This is a genomic window from Streptomyces sp. NBC_00663 (assembly GCF_036226885.1).
Classification (GTDB): domain Bacteria; phylum Actinomycetota; class Actinomycetes; order Streptomycetales; family Streptomycetaceae; genus Streptomyces.
Window position 1 is genome coordinate 1,288,610 of record NZ_CP109027.1, and the last position, 20,439, is coordinate 1,309,048.

At 73.5% G+C, this 20,439-nt stretch carries 12 protein-coding genes; 8 read left to right on the plus strand and 4 right to left on the minus strand.

What is annotated here, in order from left to right; genetic code table 11:
- The first annotated feature begins 10 nt into the window (after positions 1-10).
- The 3 genes from OG866_RS05895 to OG866_RS05905 all read left to right on the plus strand — a co-directional run bounded on the left by OG866_RS05895 (position 11) and on the right by OG866_RS05905 (position 10,439).
- Complete coding sequence (locus OG866_RS05895; protein WP_329332361.1) at positions 11-7,645, plus strand: type I polyketide synthase; 7,635 nt, start codon at positions 11-13, stop codon at positions 7,643-7,645.
- Between the two features lie 37 nt (positions 7,646-7,682).
- Positions 7,683-9,140, plus strand: a complete 1,458-nt coding sequence (locus OG866_RS05900; RefSeq protein WP_329332362.1) for a tryptophan 7-halogenase — start codon at positions 7,683-7,685, stop codon at positions 9,138-9,140.
- An 84-nt stretch (positions 9,141-9,224) separates the two neighbouring features.
- Positions 9,225-10,439 (plus strand): MFS transporter, encoded by a 1,215-nt coding sequence (locus OG866_RS05905; protein WP_329332363.1) that lies wholly within the window; start codon positions 9,225-9,227, stop codon positions 10,437-10,439.
- 5 nt (positions 10,440-10,444) lie between these two features.
- On the opposite strand, the gene OG866_RS05910 is transcribed toward OG866_RS05905, so the two are convergent.
- The 3 genes from OG866_RS05910 to OG866_RS05920 all read right to left on the minus strand — a co-directional run bounded on the left by OG866_RS05910 (position 10,445) and on the right by OG866_RS05920 (position 13,391).
- Entirely contained in the window at positions 10,445-11,356 is a 912-nt protein-coding gene (locus OG866_RS05910; RefSeq protein ID WP_329332364.1) for a YceI family protein, read from the minus strand.
- A 120-nt stretch (positions 11,357-11,476) separates the two neighbouring features.
- A complete protein-coding gene (locus OG866_RS05915) occupies positions 11,477-11,632 on the minus strand; it encodes a hypothetical protein (RefSeq protein ID WP_329332365.1) in 156 nt (51 codons plus the stop codon).
- Positions 11,625-13,391: an FAD-dependent oxidoreductase gene (locus OG866_RS05920; RefSeq protein ID WP_329332366.1), complete on the minus strand. Its 1,767-nt coding sequence runs from the start codon at positions 13,389-13,391 to the stop codon at positions 11,625-11,627. The genes OG866_RS05915 and OG866_RS05920 overlap by 8 nt, the downstream gene beginning before the upstream one ends.
- A gap of 169 nt (positions 13,392-13,560) precedes the next feature.
- On the opposite strand from OG866_RS05920, the gene OG866_RS05925 reads away from it, so the two are divergent.
- The 5 genes from OG866_RS05925 (at position 13,561) to OG866_RS05945 (ending at position 19,300) form a co-directional block, all read left to right on the plus strand.
- Positions 13,561-15,405: a sigma-54-dependent Fis family transcriptional regulator gene (locus OG866_RS05925; protein ID WP_329332367.1), complete on the plus strand. Its 1,845-nt coding sequence runs from the start codon at positions 13,561-13,563 to the stop codon at positions 15,403-15,405.
- 230 nt (positions 15,406-15,635) lie between these two features.
- A complete protein-coding gene (locus tag OG866_RS05930) occupies positions 15,636-15,914 on the plus strand; it encodes a polyprenyl synthetase (RefSeq protein WP_329332368.1) in 279 nt (92 codons plus the stop codon).
- Positions 15,907-16,959, plus strand: a complete 1,053-nt coding sequence (locus tag OG866_RS05935; RefSeq protein ID WP_329332369.1) for a polyprenyl synthetase family protein — start codon at positions 15,907-15,909, stop codon at positions 16,957-16,959. The genes OG866_RS05930 and OG866_RS05935 overlap by 8 nt, the downstream gene beginning before the upstream one ends.
- 76 nt (positions 16,960-17,035) lie before the next feature.
- Entirely contained in the window at positions 17,036-18,199 is a 1,164-nt protein-coding gene (locus OG866_RS05940; protein WP_329332370.1) for an oxygenase MpaB family protein, read from the plus strand.
- Between the two features lie 93 nt (positions 18,200-18,292).
- On the plus strand, positions 18,293-19,300 hold the full coding sequence (locus OG866_RS05945; protein WP_329332371.1) for a DUF4232 domain-containing protein: 1,008 nt from the start codon (positions 18,293-18,295) through the stop codon (positions 19,298-19,300).
- 100 nt (positions 19,301-19,400) lie between these two features.
- Here the strand turns inward: OG866_RS05945 and OG866_RS05950 are convergent, their stop codons facing one another.
- Positions 19,401-20,213 (minus strand): SAM-dependent methyltransferase, encoded by an 813-nt coding sequence (locus OG866_RS05950; protein ID WP_329343939.1) that lies wholly within the window; start codon positions 20,211-20,213, stop codon positions 19,401-19,403.
- Between the last annotated feature and the right edge of the window lie 226 nt (positions 20,214-20,439).

Consider the following 20,439-nt stretch of genomic DNA (forward strand, 5'->3'; position numbering starts at 1 on the left):
AGGAGGCCCGATGGGTGTGGCGGATGCGATCAGGGTCCGGCCGGTGCCGGAACTGCTCGCGGAGAACGCCGTACGGTACGGCGACAAGCTCGCGTTCGCCGACGACCGGCGCGCGGTGAGCTGGGCCGAACTGGAGCGCAGGACGGCCAGGTTGGCGGCCGGACTAGGGGTCGAGCGCGGCACCACAGTGGCGTTCTGCCTGGACAACGGCGTCGAGCTGGTCGAGGGGCTGCTGGCCACCGTGCGGGCCGCGGCCGTCGGGGTGCCGCTGCCGCCGCGGGCCACCCATACCGAGCTGGTGCAGCTGCTGGCCGACTGCGATCCCGCCGTCGTCGTCACCGACCAGCGGCGGCTGCCGCGGATCGCGGGGATGGTCGCGGGGCGGCCGGTGCGGCTGGTGGTGATCGGGGAAGGAGCCGTACCGGAGGGCGCCGCGCACTTCGAGGACCTCCTCGCGGAAGACCGGGCCGCGCCCCGCGACGACCTCGGACTGGACGAACCCGCCTGGCTGCTCTACACCTCCGGTACCTCCGGCACCCCCACGGCGGCCGTGTCGAGTCAGCGCTCCGCGCTCTGGTCGTCGTTCGCCTGCTATCTGCCGCGCCTCGGACTCACCGCCACGGACCGGGTGCTCTGGCCCCTGCCCCTCGCCCACACCTACGCCCACTCGCTGTGCGTGCTCGGCACGACGGTGGCCGGGGCGAGCGCGCGTATCACCTCGGGGCCCGACCCCGCCCATCTCACCCGGCTGATCGGCGAGTTCGAGCCGACCGTGCTCGGCGGGGTGCCGCTCACCTTCCGGCAGCTCCTCGACAGCGGCGTCGGCGCGGTGCCCTCGCTGCGCGTGTGTGTCACCGCGGGCGCGCCGAGCGACCCGGAGCTGCGGGAGCAGGTGGAACGGCGGCTCGGGGCGCCGCTGCTCGACGGGTACGGCTCCACCGAGACCTGCGGCAAGATCGCCATGGAATCGGTCGACGGGCCGCGGGTGCCGGGGAGCAGCGGAACGCCGGTGCCCGGCATGGACGTCCGGCTGGTCGATCCGGACAGCGGCCTGGACGTCGTGGGTGGCCAGGGCGAGATCTGGGTGCGCGGCCCCGGTGTCATGCTCGGCTACCACAACCGGCCCGAGGCGGACGCCGACGCCGTGCGCGAGGGCTGGTACCGCACGGGTGACCTGGGGCGACTCGGTGCGGACGGCTGTCTGACCGTCACCGGGCGGCTCAACGACCGGATCGTGCGGGGCGGTGAGAACGTCGACCCGGCCGAGGTCGAGCGGGTGCTGCGCGCACTGCCCGGGGTGCGGGACGCGGCCGTGGTCGCGCGGGCGCATCCGCTGCTGGGCGAGGTCCCGGTGGCGTTCGTGGTGCCGGCGGAGCAGTCGCTGGACCCCGCCGGTCTGTTGCGGGGGTGCGCCGCGGTGCTGTCGGCGCACAAGGTGCCCGAGGAGGTGCTGTTCACGCCGGCCGTGCCGCGTACGGCGGCGGGCAAGCCACGGCGGGCGGTACTGCGCGAGACGCTCGCCGAGCGGCCCCCGGCACCCGACCTGGCGGGACTGGCCGCTTTAACGGCCGGCGAACGGCGCTTGGCGCTCACGGAGTTGGTGTGCCGGGAGGCCGAGGTGATCCGGGGCGCGGTGGCCGATCCCGCCACCGCGTTCGCCGATCTCGGGCTGACCTCGATGGACGCCATGACCCTGTGGCACCGGCTCAGCCTGCGCACCGGACTGCGGCTGCCGGCGACCCTGGTCTGGGACCACCCGAACCCGGCCGCGGTCGCCGCCTTCCTGGACACCCGGATGAGCGGCGAGGCGCCGGCGCCGGTCCCGCCGCCGCGTGGTCCGGAGGCCGAGCCGATCGCGATCGTGGCCGTCGGCTGCCGCTACCCGGGCGGGGTGAGCTCCCCGGAGGACCTGTGGCGGCTGGTGTCCGACGGGGTGGACGCCACCGGTGACTTCCCCGCCGACCGCGGCTGGGACGTCGACGCCCTGCACGATCCGGACCCCGACCGGCTCGGGACGACGTACACCCGACGCGGCGGATTCCTCGACTCGGCGGCCGACTTCGACCCGCTGTTCTTCGGGATCTCCCCGCGCGAGGCGCTGGCGATGGACCCGCAGCACCGGCTGCTGCTCGAGGTCGCGTGGGAGACGCTGGAGCGCGCCGGCATCCCCGCGCCGTCGCTGCGCGGCAGCGGCACCGGGGTGTTCGTGGGCCTGATGCACGCCGGGTACGGCACCGGGCTCTCGCCGCACGAGCTGGAGTCGCACATCGGCATCGGCTCGTCGGGCAGTGTGGCCTCGGGGCGGATCTCGTACGTCCTCGGGCTGCGCGGCCCGACGATGACCGTGGACACGGCGTGTTCGTCCTCGCTGGTCGCGATGGACCTGGCCGCGAAGGCCCTGCGGGCGGGCGAGTGCGCACTCGCCCTGGCCGGCGGGGCGACGGTGCTGTCGAGCCCGCAGCCGTTCATCGCTTTCAGCAGACAGCGCGGGCTGTCGCCGGACGGCCGCTGCCGGTCGTTCGCGGCGGGCGCGGAGGGCACCGCATGGGCCGAGGGCGTGGGCCTGGTGCTGCTGGAGAAGCTGTCGGACGCCCGGCGCAACAGCCATCCGGTGCTGGCGGTGCTGCGCGGCTCCGCGGTGAACTCCGACGGCGCGTCCAACGGCCTGACCGCCCCCAACGGCGAGGCACAGCGCGCGCTGATCCGCCTGGCGCTGGCCGACGCGGGCCTGGGCCCGGCCGACGTCGACGTGATCGAGGGCCACGGCACGGGCACCGCGCTGGGCGACCCGATCGAGGCGGGCGCCCTGCTGGCCACCTACGGCCAGGACCGCGACCCGGCCGACCCGGTGTGGCTGGGCTCGGTCAAGTCCAACCTCGGACACCCGCAGGCCGCCGCCGGGGTGGCCGGCGTCATCAAGATGATCGAGGCGATGCGCCACGCCGAACTGCCCCGCTCCCTCTACGCCGAGGAGCCGTCGCCGCACGTGGACTGGTCGGAGGGGGCGGTACGGCTCCTCGACCGCCCGCGACCATGGCCGCACCGCGACCGGCCGCGCCGGGCGGCGGTCTCGTCGTTCGGCATCGGCGGCACCAACGCCCATCTGATCATCGAGGAACCCCCGGCGGAGACCGCGGGCCACGCCGAGAGCAACCGTCGGATGCCGATCACCCCTTGGCTGGTCAGCGGCAGCGACGAGGCCGGACTGCGGGCCCACGCCGGGAAGTTGGCGGCGGCACTGGCGGATGTCACGGACGAGAACGCACTGGAGGTGGCCCACGCACTGGCGACCACACGGACGCCACTCCCCCACCGGGCGGCCGTACTCGGCGACGACGCCTCCGAACTCCTCGCCGGGATGCTCCGGTTGGCCGCCGGTGACGACACTCCCGCGCTGCTCAAAGGCACCGTGCGCGGCAGCCCGAAGCTGGCGCTCCTCTGCGCCGGACAGGGCACGCAGCGCACGGGTATGGGCCGTGAACTCGCCGCCGCCTTCCCGGTGTTCGACGCCTCCTTCAGCGAAGTGTGCGAGCTGTTCGGCCCGTTGCTGGACCGCCCGCTGCGCGAGGTGATCGACGACCCCGACGGCGGCCTGCTGGACCGCACGGACTACGCGCAGCCCGCGTTGTTCGCCTTCGAGGTCGCCCTGCACCGGCTGCTCGCCGAGTGGGGTGTGCGCCCTGACTACCTGGTCGGCCACTCGGCCGGCGAACTGGCCGCCGCCCACCTGGCGGGCGTGTTCTCCCTTGCCGACGCGGTACGGCTGGTGGCCGCACGGGGCCGGCTCATGGCCGCGCTGCCCGCGGGCGGCGCGATGATCGCTGTCCAGGCACCGGAGGCCGAGGTCGCGCGCCGGCTCGCCGAGACGCCCGGCCGCGTGGCGATCGCGGCCGTCAACGGGCCGGCGTCGGTCGTGGTGTCCGGCGACGAGGACGCGGTGACCGCGTTGGCCGCCTCGGTCGGCGGGCGGAGCACCCGGCTGCGGGTGAGCCACGCCTTCCACTCGCCGCTGCTCGACCCGATGCTCGCAGAGTTCCGCGCGGTCGCCGAGACCGTGACGTACCGGCGGCCGTCCGTGCCCGTGGTGTCCACGGTCACCGGGCGCCCCGAGCCGGACGCGCCGGCCACCGCCGACCACTGGGTGCGGCAGGTGCGCGAGACCGTCCGGTTCGCGGATGCGGTGAACTGGCTGGCGGAGGCGGGCGTGACGGCGTTCGTCGAGGCCGGTCCCGCCGCCGCGCTGACCGTGGCGGCCGAAGGGTGTGTCGCGCCGGACGCGGGCGCGGTGTTCGCGCCGTGCGCCGACGCCCGGGGAGCGCTCGCGGCCCTCGCCGCCCTGCATGTGCGCGGCGTGCCGGTGGACTGGCGGTCGGTGTACGCCGGCAGCGGGGCCCGTCCGCGCGCCCTGCCGACGTACCCGTTCCAGCGGCAGCGCTACTGGCTGCACGCGGTACGGCATCCGGTCGCGGCCGGGCATCCGCTGCTCGGCGAGCCCCAGCCGGACGCCGACGGGCCCGGCGTACGGCACACCGGGGAGCTGTCCCCCGTACGGCAGTCCTGGCTCGCCGACCATGTGATCGGCGGCCGGGTCCTGCTGCCCGCGGCGGCCTTCGCCGAGCTGGCCTGCCATGCTGCTGGGGCCTCCGGGCGGGTCCGGCTGGCGGAGCTCACCTTCCGTGAGCCGCTGGTGCTGCCCGCCTCGGAGCCGGTGCGCGTCCAGGTCGTCACCGGTGGCCCGGACGGGGCGGGGAACCGGCCGGTCGCCGTATGGGCGCGGGCCGGTGAGACATGGACGCGGCACGCCACGGCGACGATCGCACCGGTCGGCGCCGCGCCCGTCGTACCACTCCGGGTGTGGCCGCCCACCGGTGCCGAACCGCTCCCGGTCGACTACGACCGCCTCGCCGCCCACGGCCACACCTATGGGCCCGCCTTCCGTGCCGTCACCGCGTTGTGGCGCCGTGGGGACTCCCTGTACGCCGACCTGGCCCTGCCCGCACGGGAGGCGGCGACCGCCGCTTCCTACACCCTGCACCCGGCGCTGCTCGACGCGGCCCTGCACGCCGCGCTCCTGGCCGAGGGGCCCGGCGCGGCACGCGTCCCGCTCACCTGCGCCGGGCTCACGGTGTACGCGACGGGTGCCACGGCCGCACGCGCCCATCTCGAACGGCTCGGCCCGGACGAGTTCCGGGTGACGCTCACCGACCCGGCCGGGCAGCCGCTCGCCGCGGTCGAGTCGATGGTCACGCGGGTGCTGCCCGTCCAACGACCGCTTGTGCGGGCGCAGTTGTACGCGGTGTCATGGCGATCGGCGGCAGCCGACGGGAACGCCGATCCGCGCCACGAGCTGTTCGACGTGGCCAGTCTCGCCGTGGGCACGGACATGCCCGACCGCGTACGGGGTCTGCTCGACGCCACGCTGGAGCGGGTGCGGGAGTGGGTCGCCGACGCCCGCCCGGGCAGGCTGCTGATCCTCACCGACAACGCCACCGGCGACGATCCCGACCCGGCCGAGGCGGCGGTGGCCGGGCTCGTGCGCAGCGCGCAGTCCGAGCACCCGGGCCGGATGGTGCTGGTCGACCGACGCGGGGGCACCTCGTCACCGGCGGAGCTGGAAGCTGCGCTGCGCACGGGCGAACCGCAGGTCGCCCTGCACGAGGGTGCCGTTCTCGTGCCCCGGCTGACCGTGCCGGAGGAGAACCCCGGGTCGGAGGCTCCCGCCCTCGGTCCCGACGACACCGTGCTGATCACCGGCGGCACCGGGGCGCTCGGGGCGAGCCTCGCCCGGTACCTGGTCACCGAACGCGGGGTGCGCCGACTGGTGTTGGCCGGGCGCAGCGGTTGTACACCGGCGTGGGTCGGTGAACTCGACGCGATGGTACGGGTGGTGGCCTGCGACGTGAGCGACCGCGCCGCCGTCGACGCCCTCGTGGCGTCCTGCGGGGCGTCGCTGGCCGCGGTGTTCCATCTCTCCGGCGTCGTGGACGACGGCGTGGTGGACGGCCTGACCCCGGAGCGGCTGGCGGCCGTGCTGACGCCGAAGGCGGACGGGGCCTGGCAGCTGCACGAGGCCACGAAGGATCTCGGACTGTCCGCGTTCGTGCTCTACTCCTCGGCCGCGGGGGTGCTGGGCCGCCCGGGCCAGGCCAACTACGCGGCGGCCAACGGATTCCTGGACGCGCTGGCCCGCCACCGGAGCGCCCGGGGCCTGCCCGCGCAGTCCCTGGCCTGGGGGCCGTGGACCACGGCCGGCGAGGACGGCATGGCCGCCCAGGTCGCACCGCACCGGCTCGCCGACGGCGGAGTGCTGTCGGTCGGCGAGGAGGAGAGCGTCGGCCTCCTCGACCGGGCCCTGCGCACCACCGAGCCGGTGCTCGTGCCGATGGCGCTGGATCTGACGGCACTGAACGGGCCGACCGCACCGCCGGTCCTCGCGGACCTGCTGCCGCGACGTCCGGCCGCCGCCTCCGTCACCACCGCTCCGGCGCAGGCACCCGGCGCGTGGCGTGAGCGGCTCGCGTCCGTGCCGGTGGCCGAACGCCCGGACGTGCTCCGCGAGTTGATCCGCGCCGAACTGGCCTTGGTGCTGGGCTTCCCGGACGCGGCGGCGTTCCCCGCCGAGCGGGCCTTCACCGAGCTCGGGTTCGACTCGCTGACGGCGGTGCAGTTCCGCAACCGGCTCAGCGCGTTCACCCGGGTGCGGTTGGCGTCGTCGGTCGTGTTCGACCATCCGACGCTGCCCGAGCTGACCGCACATGTGCATGAGGCGCTGCGTCAGGTGCTGCCGGACGCCGACGTCGAGGGCGCGGACGTGGCGGACGCGGCGGCCTCCTACCGTTTCGGCCCCCTGTACCACCAAGTCCTGCGCGAGCGCGGCCCCTTCGAGGCGATGGGCCTGCGCTTCCTCGCCTCCCACGCCCTCCCCGCGTTCTCCGTCGCCGACCGGAGCCGGCACACGGTGGCGCCGGTACGGCTGGCCCAGGGCGCCGGGACACCGCTGGTGTACATCCCGGACTACCTCACGCCGTACCACCGCGTCCCGGCCGGTCTGGCGAAGCAGTTCGACGGCGAGCGCGACCTGTTCCTGCTGGAGCACCCGGGGTTGGGCGCCCGGCGGGCGGTGCCGGAGGGGCTGGACGCGATCGTGCGCACGCATGTCGACTCCGTCCAGGCGTTGTCGGCGACCGGTCAGGTCGTCCTCGTCGGCTACTGCGCGGGCGGTGCGATCGCGCATGCCGTGGCCGGGGAACTCGCCGAGTCCGGCGTCCCGCCGGCCGGGCTGATCCTGCTCGACGCGCACGCGGGTGTGCTGCGCCGCGACGACGAGCGGGCGCTGGCGCTGATGGCGGCCGGTGCGGAGCTGCCGGACGACGTCGTCGCCGAGTTCGACGACTCGCTGCTCATCGCGGGCGGGGGCTACGCGCGCGTACTGGAGAACTGGGCACCGGAGCCCTCACCTGTCCCGACCCTGCTGGTACGGGGCCGGCCGACCCCGCAGATGCTCCGCATCGACCCGAACAGCGACTGGCGGCCCCGCTGGCCGCTCCCCCACGAGGCCGTCGACGTCCCCGGCGACCACTACACCCTCGTCCACCACGACGCCGACACCACGGCCGCGGCGATGCGCGCCTGGCTGACGGCATGAGCGAGCCGAACAGCCACCGCACCAAGGGAGTTGACGCATGACCCAGGAGTACGACCTGATCGTCGTCGGCGGCGGACCGGCCGGCTCGACGGCCGCGACCGCCGTGGCCCTGCGCGGGCACCGGGTCCTGCTGCTGGAGCGCGAGACCTTCCCGCGCTACCAGATCGGCGAGTCGCTGCTGCCCGCCACCGTGCACGGTCTGTGCCGGATCCTCGGCGTCGCCGACGAGGTCCAGCAGGCCGGCTTCACCCTCAAGCGCGGCGGCACCCTGCGCTGGGGCCGTGATCCGGAGCCGTGGCAGTTCTCCTTCGCCATGACACCGCGTGTGCCCGAACCCACCGCGACCGCCTTCCAGGTGGAGCGCTCGCGCTTCGACGAGATCCTGCTGCGGGGCGCCCGGCGGGCCGGTGCCGATGTGCGCGAGGGCAGCACGGTGCGGCGCGTCGTCGCCGACGACGAGCGGGTGCGGGGCGTCGAGTTCACCGACGCGGACGGCAACTCCCGTACGGCGTACGGCAAGTACGTCATCGACGCGTCCGGCAACACCAGCCGGATCCACTCCGGTGTCGGCGGGAGCCGCGTCTACTCCGACTTCTTCCGCAACCTCGCCGTGTTCGGCTACTTCGCGGGCGGGGCCCGGCTGCCCGAGCCGAACAGCGGCAACATCTTCTGCGCCGCGTTCGACGCGGGCTGGCTCTGGTACATCCCGCTGCGCGACGATCTGACGAGCGTCGGCGCGGTGATCTCACCCGAGCACACGGCGGCCGTGCAGCGGGACGCGCGGGGCGCCTGGCGGGACATGATCGAGGCGTGCCCGGAGGTGAGCCGGCTGGTGGCGGGCGTACCGGTCGCGACCGAGGCGCCGTACGACCAGGTGCGGGTGCGCCGGGACTGGTCGTACTGGAAACGGTCCCTCTGGAAGCCGGGCATGGCGCTGGTCGGCGACGCCGCCTGCTTCGTGGACCCGGTGCTGTCCTCCGGCGTCCATCTGGCCACGTACGGGGCCCTGTTGGCGGCCCGCTCGGTGAACGCGGCCCTGGACGGCAGCGTGCCCGAGGAGCGGGGCTTCGCCGAGTTCGAGGCGCGCTACCGCCGCGAGTACCGCGTGTTCTACGAGTTCCTCATCGCCTTCTACGACATGGAGCGCAACGAGGACTCGTACTTCTGGTCGGCGAAGAAGATCACCAACGTGGACCTCGGCGAGGCGGCGGCGTTCGCCGAGCTGGCGGGCGGGCTGGTCTCCCGCGACTCCGCGGTGGTCCGCACGGACTGGCAGACGTCCGCCGCACAACTGGACGGTGCGGTAGCCGAGTTGACGGTCTCGGACGGCCGCATGAACCCTCTCCTGTCCGCCCCGGTCGTCGGCGAGACCTTCCGCACCGGCAACGACCTTCAGGAACAGGCCCTTTACGGCGGCCCGCTCGACGACCAAGGACCGGCCTCCCCCGACGGCCTCGCGGTCACCCCGGACGGCCTGTCCTGGACGAAGGCCTGACCCTCCGCCGTCCGTTGCCCCGTTGACCTTGCCCGAAGGGGAACCCGCAGCATCGGCGTACCGATGTCTGCGTAAGGAGCGAGGGTGCGCCGGGTACTGATCGACGTCCGGCCGTTGCGGCGGGCCGCGTTCCGGCGGCTGTGGGCGTGCGGCCTGGTGACCACGCTGGGCGCCCAACTGACCGCGCTGGCCGTGCCGATGCAGTTGTACGACCTCACCGGCTCCTCGGCGTACGTCGGGCTGGCGGGGTTCGTGGGATTCGCGCCGATGGCGCTCGCGGCGCTGTGGGGCGGCACGCTGGCGGACGTGCGGGACCGGCGGCGGGTGCTCCTCGCGACCACGGCCGGGATCGGGCTGACGTCCCTGCTGCTGTGGGCGCAGGCGTGGGCGCGGCTGGAGTCGGCGGGGGTGCTGCTGGCGCTCGTCGGGGTGCAGCAGGCGCTCTTCGGTGCCAACGCGGCGGTGAGCGGGGCGGTCGTGCCCCGGCTGGTGCCGCGCGAGCTGCTGCCCGCCGCGAACGCTTTGCAGTCGCTGGTCTCCTGGTCGGCCGGGATCGCCGGACCGCTGCTGGGCGGCGGGCTGCTGCCGGTGATCGGGGCGCAGGCGCTGTATCTCGCCGACGCGGCGACGCTCGGCGTCCCGCTGTGGGCCGTGTGGCGGCTGCCGCCCCTGCCACCCACCAGCGCCGCCGAACGGGGCGCGGGCCCATGGCAGTTCGCGGCGGGCTTCCGGCTGCTGGCGAGCCGGCAGGTCCTGCTGGTCGTCTATCTCGCCGACTTCGCGGCGCTCTTCCTGGGCATGCCGGCCGCGCTGTTCCCGCAGCTGGCGCGGGAGACGTACCCGGGGGCGAACGTCGGCGTGCTGTACGCGGCGATCTCCGCCGGGGGTGTGCTCGCGGCGCTGTTCTCCGGCGGCCTCACCCGCACCTCCCGCCACGGTGTCGCGGTCGCGCTGTCGGTGTGCGTGTGGGGGTTCGCGCTGGCCGCGTTCGGACTGGTGAACTCGCTCGCGGTGGCGGCGGGTTGGCTCGTGGTGGCGGGCGGGGCACTGCTGACGCTCGGGGTGTTCCGCAAATCCGTCCTCCAGTCCGCGGTACCGGACGAAATGCGGGGCCGCCTCCAGGGAGTCGACACCGTGATCGCGGCGGGCGGCCCCCGGCTCGGCGACCTCGCGCACGGCGTCGCCGGGGCGTCCTTCGGGGCGACCTGGGCCATCACCGGCGGCGGGATACTGACGGCGGCGACCGCACTGGCGCTGCTGCTGTGCTTCCCGGGGTTCAGGCGACACCGGGGCACCTGAGGGGGTTACTCCGGCGGCGTGGGGGTGTCGTGGGTGCGGTACATCGCCTGAACGTCCAACTCCAGCTGGACCGTGGGGCCGACGACCGCGATGCCGCGGGCCAGCATGGAACGCCAGTTGAGGGTGTAGTCCTCGCGGTGCAGCTCCGCCTTCGCGAGGGCGGCGCAGCGCAGTTCCTCGCCGTAGCCGCCGTTGACCATGCCCAGGTACGTCGTGTCCAGCGACACCGAGCGGCTCACGCCGTGCATGGTCAGGGAGCCCAGCAGCGACCACTTGCTGCCGCCCCGGTAGGCGAAGCGGGTGCTCCGGAAGTCGATGTACGGGAAGTGCTCGACGTCGAGGAAGTCCGCCGAACGCAGGTGGGCGTCCCGGGTGTTGTTGCCGGTGGTGATGCTGGAGGCGTCGATGCGGACATGGACGCGGGAGTCGGCGACTTCCTGGGTGACCTGGATACCGCCCTCGAAGCGTTCGAAACGGCCGTGCACATGGGCCATGCCGACGTGCTTGGCGATGAAACGGATCGCGGTGTGCGGCGGGTCGAAGAGCCAGGTGCCGGGGACCGGGAGTTCGGCCTGCCGTGCGGGCTGGAGCCAGACCCGCTCCGAGGACAGGCCCGCGTCGGCGACGACCTCGACGGTCTCGCGGTGCGGCTCCAGCCCCTCCGCCACGATCATCAGGCTGTAGCTCGCGGGCGGCAGCACGGCCAGGAACAGACCGTACGGGTCCGTGGTGCCGCGTGCCACGACCTGGTGGCCGCGGAGTTCGGTCACCGTCACGTCGACGCCGCCCAGCGGCTGGTTCACCGGGTCGAGGACCTCACGGACCACGGCACCGGCACCGGCCGGAACCGGCAGCGTGTGGCCCGCGGCGCCTCCGGGGGCATTCCTGAAGCGCCGCCGGAGCAGTCCGAGGGGCATGGGTCTCACCTTTCAGTGGGGGTTCATGGGGGGGCAGGGGGTTGAGGGGGTTGGTTCAGGGCTGGACGCCGTCATACGCGGCGCTGAGCACGTCGAGCACGCCCTCCGCGGTGACCTCCGTCAAGTCGGCCTGCGAGGGCGTTGTGGGCGAGGACCGGTGACTCCGGCGTGGAGGTGGCGGGTGCGGGCGGTGGGCAGCGCGCGCAGGCGGGGGTCGGTCGTGGTGCCGAGGCTGTCTACGACGGCTTCGGTGAGATTCCGGGTGCCGTCACGCATGTCCCAGAATCCTCCGAACCGCCTCGGTGAGCCTGCGCTCGGCGTCCTCCGCGGAGTCCGCCGCAGTCGCGTGCCGGAACGCGACATGACCGTCCGGCCGTACGAGGAGCGCGCCGCCGTCGGCCACCTCGCTCAGCCGTGCCCAGTCGCCGTAGGGGTCCTCGTACTCCTGCCCCGGCCCGATGACGACGGTGGCGATCTCCAGTTCCTGGGCGGTGGCCGCGCGCAGCCACGCGGCGCCGCCGATGCCGGTGATGAGGGTGAAGCGGCCCTGTCCGACGGTGTCGAGGGTGGAGAGCGTGCGGGTGCCGGAGGTGATCCAGGCATGCGGAAGCTTGGCGCCGGGTCGGGACGTGGGCTGGTGGTACAGCTCGGGATCGCGGTCGAAGCCGGGGTCGTCGGTGCCGTCGGGGACGATGGCGGCGGAGGTGTAGCGCTGGTTGAGGTCGACGCCGTGGGCGTTGAACTCGTAGGCCTTGAAGGCGATGGCCTCCCGGAGCCTGGCGCGCTGCTTCTCCGCGGCCTCCCCGGTCTCCTTGCGGGCGGCGATGTTGGCCCACAGCTGCTCGGGGGTCTGCGGGGAGAGGCCGTCGAGCGCCTCGAAGATCGGGGCGGTCTCGCCGATGGACTTGTTGGCGCGGGTGACGATCTGGCGGCCGATCGGGGCGCGTTCGGCGGTGTAGGTGTCCAGCAGCCTCGGGGCGGCGGTGCCGTCGAGGACGAGCTTGAGCTTCCAGGCCAGGTTGTAGGAGTCCTGGACGGAGGTGTTGGAGCCGAGGCCGTTGGACGGCGGGTGGCGGTGTGTGGCGTCGCCGGCGCAGAAGACGCGGCCGTTCGCGTAGGTCTCGGCGTACATCTCGTTGACGGTCCAGGCCGAGGACGACTTGACGGTCACCGGGATGTCGTCGTCGCCGACCAGTTGGCGGACGATCGACTCGGCGTACTCGGTGGTCAGGTCGGGGGCGCCGGCGGTGACGTCGTACCCCCACACGATCAGCCACTCCTTCCAGGGCCGGACGCAGCGCACCAGGCCCGCGCCGATGCCGCCGACGGTGGCGCCGGGAGCGAGCACCCAGTAGAGGGTGGAGGGCCGGTGGGCGGTGTACTTGCTCAGGTCCGCGTCGAAGACGATGTTGATGCTGCCGGCCACGCCCATCTGGCCGCCCATCGGCAGCCCGGCGTCCTCGGCGACCTGGCTGCGGCCGCCGTCGGCGCCGATGAGGTACTTGGCGCGGATGGTGTACTCGTCGCCGCGCAGCCGGTCCTCGACCGTGACTGTCACGCCGTCGTCGTCCTGGACGAAGGACTTGTAGACGGTGGAGAAACGCAGCCGCGTGCCGCGTGCGACGGCCGCGTCCATGAGCACCGGTTCCATGAGGTGCTGGGGCAGATCGCACATGCGGGTGGGGCTGGCGAGTTCGTGGGCGGCCTGGACCAGCGGGTCGTTGCCCCAGGAGCGCACCCGGCCGAGCTCCTCGCCGGCCAGGCTGGTGCAGAACGTCGTGTTGCCCATCAGGTGCTGCGGGGTCGCCTTCGCGACGACCTCGTCCTCGACGCCGAGGTCGCGCAGCACTTCCATGGTGCGCTGGTTGGTGATGTGCGCCCGGGGCGTGTCGGCGAGGCTCGCGTAGCGGGTGACGACGACGTTGGGTACGCCGTAGGTACTGAGGGCGAGCGCGGCGGAGGCGCCCGCGGGGCCGCTGCCGACGATGAGTACATCGGTCACGACATCGGGCTCGGCGGTGGGGACGCGGGACACGGGGACGCTCCAGGGAATGAGAACAGGCACCGGCTCTTCAAGATCATGAAGGGAGCGGCCGGAACGCGGGTGTCTCAATACGAGACAGACGGGATACGGGACAGACGGGCTACGAGACAGACGGGTGGTTGTTTCACGTTCAACCGTTCCCCGTAGGGTGGGTGTCGCCATGACCACCGCAGAGCGCCCCACCGCCCTCACGTCGCTGCGCCACGCCCGCGAGCTGTTCCTGCGCGGCCGGCAATCGCCGGACGGGGTGCCGGACGACGTGCTCGCCGCATGGAAGCGTGCCCGGTTCTTCGGCGTACGACACGACGTACGTCCCACCGTCGCGGACACGTCCGAGACCGCGCCCTCGCCCACACCCGCCGAGTCCCCCCTGCTCGCCGCGGCCCGCCCGGTGCTCGACCGGATCAGCGAGTCGCTGGTCACCGCGGAGGCGTGCCTCGTGCTCACCGACGCCCGGCTGCGGGTGCTGTGGGCGAGCGGGTGCGCGCCGGTCCACCTCTGCCGGGACCTCTCCGAGGAGCGGGTCGGCCACAACAGCGCGGCCCTCGCCCTGCACACGCACCGACGAGCCGAGGTGCACGGGCCCGAGCACTACCTCGACCGATGGCAGGACGTCTCGGCGGTCAGCGTGCCGGTGCGGGCGCCGGAGACGGGACAGCCGCTCGGCACGGTGACGGTGGCCTCGGGGCTGTGCGGCGGACGGGTGACCGGGGCCGAGTGCGGGCCGCATCCCGGCGCCCCGCTCGCCGAGGCGGTGGCGACCGCTGTCGAGACCGAGCTGCTCGCCCGCTCCCGGGCCGCCGAACGGGTGCTGCTGGACGCGTACTTGCGTACGGCGGGTGAGCGGGGGCGCCCGGTCGTCGCCCTCGACGGCCGCAACCGGCTCGTGAGCGAGGCAGCCGGGCGCCTGCTGTCGCCGGAGGGGCTGGAAGAACTGGAGCGGAGAGTGGTCGCACTGATGCGGGAGGCGGCGCGGGCGGAGCCTGGGACAGGCGGAGGCAGCGGATCCGTCACCGGCCAGCCGGCCCTCACCCTCCCGGACGACACAGACGGAACCGCACGCCTCACCCTCCCGGACGACACAGACGGAACCGCACGCCTCACCCTCCCGGACGAGACAGACGGAACCGCACGCCTCACTCCCGTCACCCACCTGGGTTCCGTCGTCGGCGCGGTCGCGGTGCTGGAGCCGTCGGGGCGTCCGGTCGTGGCCGCGCCCGGAAAGCGTGACGTGGGCCTGGCCGGGAGTTCGGTGCCGTGGCGGCACGCGGTCGGCCGAGCGCTGGAGCTGGCCACGTCCGGCGAACCCCTGCTGCTGATCGGCGAGCGCGGGACCGGCAAGAGCGCCCTGGCCCGGGAACTCACTGAAATGCCGTTGCTCATGGACGCGGCGGAGACCGGACTCGGCACCCGTACCGACGTGTTGCGCACCGGGCGCCCACTCATCGTCCGGCACGTCGAACGGCTGGCGGCGCCCGACACGGCGGCCCTCAACTCACTCCTGGCCACACGCCCGGACGTCCCGCTCCTCGTCACCTACACCCCCGGAGCCCCACCGAGCCCCTGCCTCCAACGCCTCCTGGACACCCTCGCGGCCCGCTCGGTGACCCTGCCCGCGCTCCGCGAACGCCCCGAGGACATCCGGGAGTTGCTGACCGCGCTGGCCCCGGACCCCACACCGGGACGGCCTCCGCTGACCTGGGCCCTGGACGCGCTGCGCGCCCTGGAACGGCATCCCTGGCCCGGCAACGTCACCGAACTCGCCCACCTGGTAAGGACGTTGGCGGACCATCGGCGGACGACCGGCCCGGTCCGCCGTACCGAACTCCCGGACCCCGTGCGTGAGGGCCCCGCGCCCCGGCCGCTCACCCCCATGCAGCTCGCCGAACGGTCCGCCATCCTGGACGCCCTCCGCCTCCACGGCGGCAACAAGGCCAGAGCGGCGGCGTCCCTGGGCATCGCCCGCGCAACGCTGTACCGGAAGCTGCGGGGATACCGGGGCTGACCGGACGCCGCCCCGCCGCACGCGCCATCCGCGCGGCAGATTCAGCAGGTGGGGCGCGGCTTCGGCAGGTAGGCCGGGGCTTCGGCGGGTGGGCCGGGGCGGTGATCCGTACGGTCGAGCGAGATGATCACCCGATCGTGAGTTCTCCGGAACCGGCACCGGCGGTGCGGCGATGCTCGAAGGGACGGCGCATGACCGGCGCCGCCGAACGTGCTGCGGGTGGGGACGAGATGACACGAGAAGCGGGACGCCGCGAAGGCCTGGACGAGCAGGCGTTACTGCTGGTGGCCGGGTTGGCCGACCTCGCGGTGAGCACCCTGGGATCGGCCGTGGGCACGGTGCGGGGTCTGTTGCGCCGCTCGGACGCCGCGGAACTCGCGGCGCAGGCCGAGCAGGATCTCGTCGCACGGGGCCGCCTCGCCCTGGACCGGTGTGCGGCCGTACCACCCGCACACCTGGAGGTCCTCGCCCGGCACGCCCAGGCGCGCAGGAGCGCCGTCGATGACTGACCGGTGGGAACCGGCCGCGTTCAAGGTCCGCGTGGACGAGGTGCTCGGCCGGTTCGTCGCCGAGGAGGCCGACCGGTTCGCCGCGATCGATCCCCTGCTCTCCCCCGTGGCGGAACAGCTGGAGCGGTCGGTCGCGGAGGGTAAACGGCTGCGCGCGGCCTTCTGTTACTGGGGCTGGCGCGCGGTCGGGCAGCCGGACAGCGACGCTCTGGTGCGGGCGGCGGCGTCGATGGAGCTGGTGCACGCCGCCGCGGTCGTGCACGACGACCTCATCGACGACAGCCCGCTGCGGCACGGCCGCCCCACGGCACATGTCGCCCTGTGCGAGGCCGTAGGGCACCGTGCGGGCGGCACGGCGGCGGCGAGGTCGTTGGCGATGCTGGTCGGCGATCTGCTGATGGCGCTGGCCGGAGAGCTGTTCGCCACCAGCGGTCTGCCGACCGCGTACCTGGCCCGGGCCCGCCCACTGTGGTCGGTGATGGCCCGCGAACTGATCGCGGGCGAGTGTCTGGAGATCCTCCGGACCGGAGCCGGCCCGGACACCGCCGCGTCGTTGAAGGTGATCCGCTACAAGACCGCCAAGTACACCGTCGAACAGCCCCTGTTGATCGGCGGCGCCCTGGCCGGGGCCGGCCCGCGGCTGCGCGAGGGCTACTCGTCGTACGGGCTGCCGCTGGGCGAGGCGTTCCAGCTCCGGGACGATCTGCTCGGTCTGTTCGGGGACCCGTCGCACACCGGCAAGGCCAACGCCGACGACGTGGCGGGCCATCGGCCCACAGCCCTGCTGGCGGAGACCTGGCGGCTGGCCGGGGACGCCGACCGGCAGCGGCTGAGCGCCCTGCTGGGCCGGCCCGCCCTCGACGAGGACGCCCTGGACACCGTGCGCGGGGTGATGCGCGCCCTGAGGACGCCCGAGCGTATCGAGGACATGATCGGCGCCCGGGTCGAGGAGGCGCTCGGCGCGCTGGACGAGCTGACTCTGCCCACGCCCGCGGCCAACGCCCTGACCGCGCTGGCGCGTTCGGCGACGGACCGCCCGAAGTGAACCGTCCCCGCCCGTCCTGAACCGTCCCCGAACGAACCCTCCGCGGACGACCCCGTAAGAGACGAGGAGCCCCGCCATGGCATCCCCCACCGAGGCATCACTGGACCTCCTGCGGCAGGCCGGTGACGAACTCGCCGACGCCACCGTCGCCACGCTCTTCGAGCGCGGCCAGGTGGGCACGTTCAACTCCCTGATGCGCTACGTCTCCACGGCCGGCGCGCCCCTCCCGGACGGGCTGCCCGAGGTGGCACGGGAGTACCTGGAGGCCACCCGGGTCCCGCCGGCCTGGGTGGACTGGGCGGAAATGGAGAAGGCCCGGCTGTTCTTCATCGACAACAACGTGCACATCTCCACCGCGCTCTCCTTCGCCTCCATGCCCGCCTGTTACGTCGTCCCGCACGTGGCCAAGCTGCTGTCGGCCACCCATGGACTGAAGTACCCGGCCAAACGGATGGCGGAGACCGGCCAGTTCACCGTCCATCTGATGCAGCCCGACGCCTTCGAGGCGGGCAGCCGCTTCATCCCGGCCGCCCAGAAGGTACGTCTCCTGCACGCCTCCATCCGCCATCACCTCACGCGCGAGAACCGCTGGGACACCGCCGCACTGGGGGTGCCGATCTGTCAGGAGGACATGATCGGCGGGCAGATGTTCTTCTCGCTGCTCGTACTGGACAGTCTGCACCGCCTCGGCATCCACATGTCGCGGGAGGGCGCGGAGGCCTATTACTACGCGTGGCGGGTCGTGGGAGCCATGCTGGGCGTCGATCAGGACGCGGTCCCCAAGACCCTCGACGAGGCCCGCCGGTTCCTCGACCTGTACATGGTCCGGCACATGGGGCCGTCCGCCGAGGGCGCCCATCTGACCCGGCAACTCATCGACCTGTACGAGGAGATCGTGCCCGGCACCTTCTTCGACCCGATCGTCTCCGCCCTGATCCGCCACCTCGTCGGCGACACCTGCGCCGACTGGCTCGACGTGCCGCACACCCCGTGGGACACCGTCGTCAAGGCCGTACCCCACCTGCTCGGCGTACTGGAGACCATCGAGGACCGCTCCCCGCTCGGGGCCTGGGCCCTGGACCGCCTGGGCCACCTCACCACCGTCCTCGAACTGTCGTCCCTCACCCGCGGACGCGTCATGCACTACGCCATCCCCGAACACCTGAAGAAGGACTACGGCGTCTCCGACCCGGTCCGCCGGACCCGCCGATGGACTCCACCGGCGGCCACGGTCTCGTGACTCCTCGGGCACGGCGTCATCTGTGACACCGCTGTGACCGGAGGTGTGGGTTCCGCCACAGCCCTTGGGCCGGGCCCCTGGTGAGGTGGGCGGATGCCGATCCCCCAGCGCACCGCTCCCGCCGTCCTCGCGGCGACCTTGCTGCTCGCCGCCTGCGGCACCGAGGGCGCCTCACCGGGGGGCGGCGACGGCCCGGTCCGGGCCGAGGCGCTGTGCCCGTCGGACGAGGCGCGGTACGGCAGCCAGCAGACCCCAGCGCCCTCCGCCCGCCCCTCCGGCAGGCCGACCGAGCTGCCGCTGCCCTCCGTCGGCGCCACGGCCGAGGACGGTGTCAGGATCACCGCGCTGTACGCCTGGGGCCCGGAGAGCGGCTGCGCGGGCGTCGACTACAGCGCGGACTTCGAGCTGACCAACCAGCAGAAGGAGACCGCCACTTACACCCTCACCCTCGGGTTCCTCGCGGCGTCCGGCGGCGCGGTCGACAACGGGGAGCGGACCGTCGAGGCGGTCGGGCCGGGCCGGACCGTCAAGGGCACCGTCGTCATGGGGCAGTCGGTAGGGAACGCACCCCAGGTGACGGGCGTGCAGGTGACGAAGGTGCGCAGCGTCCCCGCGGCCGAGGCATCGTCCACCGGGGGCACCTGCCCGAAGTCGGGCACGCACCTCTACGCGGACCAGGGCGACGCGGCGATGGGGCTGCGCGTCGTCGGCCTGCACGTGGTCAACTGCGGCACCCGGCCCTACACGCTCGACGGCTACCCGAAGCTAGAGATCCAGGACGAGGACCACGACACCGTGAGCGGCGTACGGATCCTCCAGGGGACCGATCAGATCGGCACCGGTATCGAGGAGGACGAGAGCCCGCAGCAGGTCGTCCTGCGGCCGGGCGAGGCCGCGGTGGCCAGGCTGGCCTGGCGCAACACCACCCAGGCGGGGGAACCGGTGAACGCGCCGTATCTCCGCGTATGGGCCAGGCCCGGAGCCGACCCCGTGATGGTCGTACCGGAACTCGACCTCGGCACAACCGGAAAGCTCGGCGCAGGCCCCTGGCGGAAGGACGAAACGTACCGCCCCCCGACCCCCTCCACCGCCCGCCCGTAACGTCGAAGCCCACTCGACCGGCAGACTCCCCGGCGCACCATGCCCGTCGAAGCCCGCTCGATGGCAGACTCCCGGCACACCATGACCGTCGAACCTCGCCCTATCGACGGACCGCCGAGATCAGTCCACCCGGCCGCTCCTCCCGCCGCGGCGGGCTACTCATCGGACGGCCATAAGCGGCGGCGCGCTCGCGCAGGGTGTGGCTGTCGGCCTCCCACCCGTGCCCGGCCAGCCAGGCCACCGGGTCGTCCGGCATCTCCGAGACCCACAGAGACGCCGCCGATCCCGGCGCGGCGTCCGCGCCGAAGCGTTCGATCACCCCCCGCGAGCCCAGGGTCAGCCCCATCCAACTGCCCACCGCCGACCGCGCGCCGACCCGGGCCAGCAGCAAGTCCACCGCGTCCTGGGGCAGATAGATAAGCAGCCCCTCGGCGATCCACACGGTCGGCGCCGCCGGGTCGTGCCCCGCGGCGGCCAGCGCACCCGGCCAGTCCTCCCGCAGATCCACCGCGACCGGGATCCGCTCACAACGCGCGACGGCCCGCTCCTGGCGCAGCACCGACGCCTTGAAATCCAGCGGGGCGGCGGTGTCGACCTCGAACAGCCGAGTGCCCGCAGGCCATTCCATCCGGAAGGCCCGACTGTCCATACCGGCGCCGAGCAGCACGACCTGCCGAACCCCGGACGCGGCCGCCTGCCACAACAAGTCGTCGAGGAACCTCGTCCTGATGACGATGGAGAACGACACCGCCAGCCGACGGCGTCGCGCGGCCTCGTCACCGGGTGACGGAGAGGAGGGCCAGAGGCCCGCCGCGGCGGCGAAGGCCCGTGCCAGCGGGTCGCGGAACAACGCGTCCTCCCGCTCGGACTCCAACGCCCGCACCCTGGCCACCCCCACCGCAGTGGCCCACACCCCGGACGGCCGCACCCACTCCCGCGCATCAGTCACCGAGCCAGCCTAGATGGCCGATACAAGGAGCGGCCCGCCGGGAGTTTTCTCACCCACCCAGCACCACCGAGCCGCCGTACTGCACTCCCCCTCTCCCCCTCCCACACCCACACCCCCACCGCGCCGCTCACCCGAACACCCTTGCCCACAACCGAGCGCACCCCTACCCTGACTTTGTGCCGCCAATAAA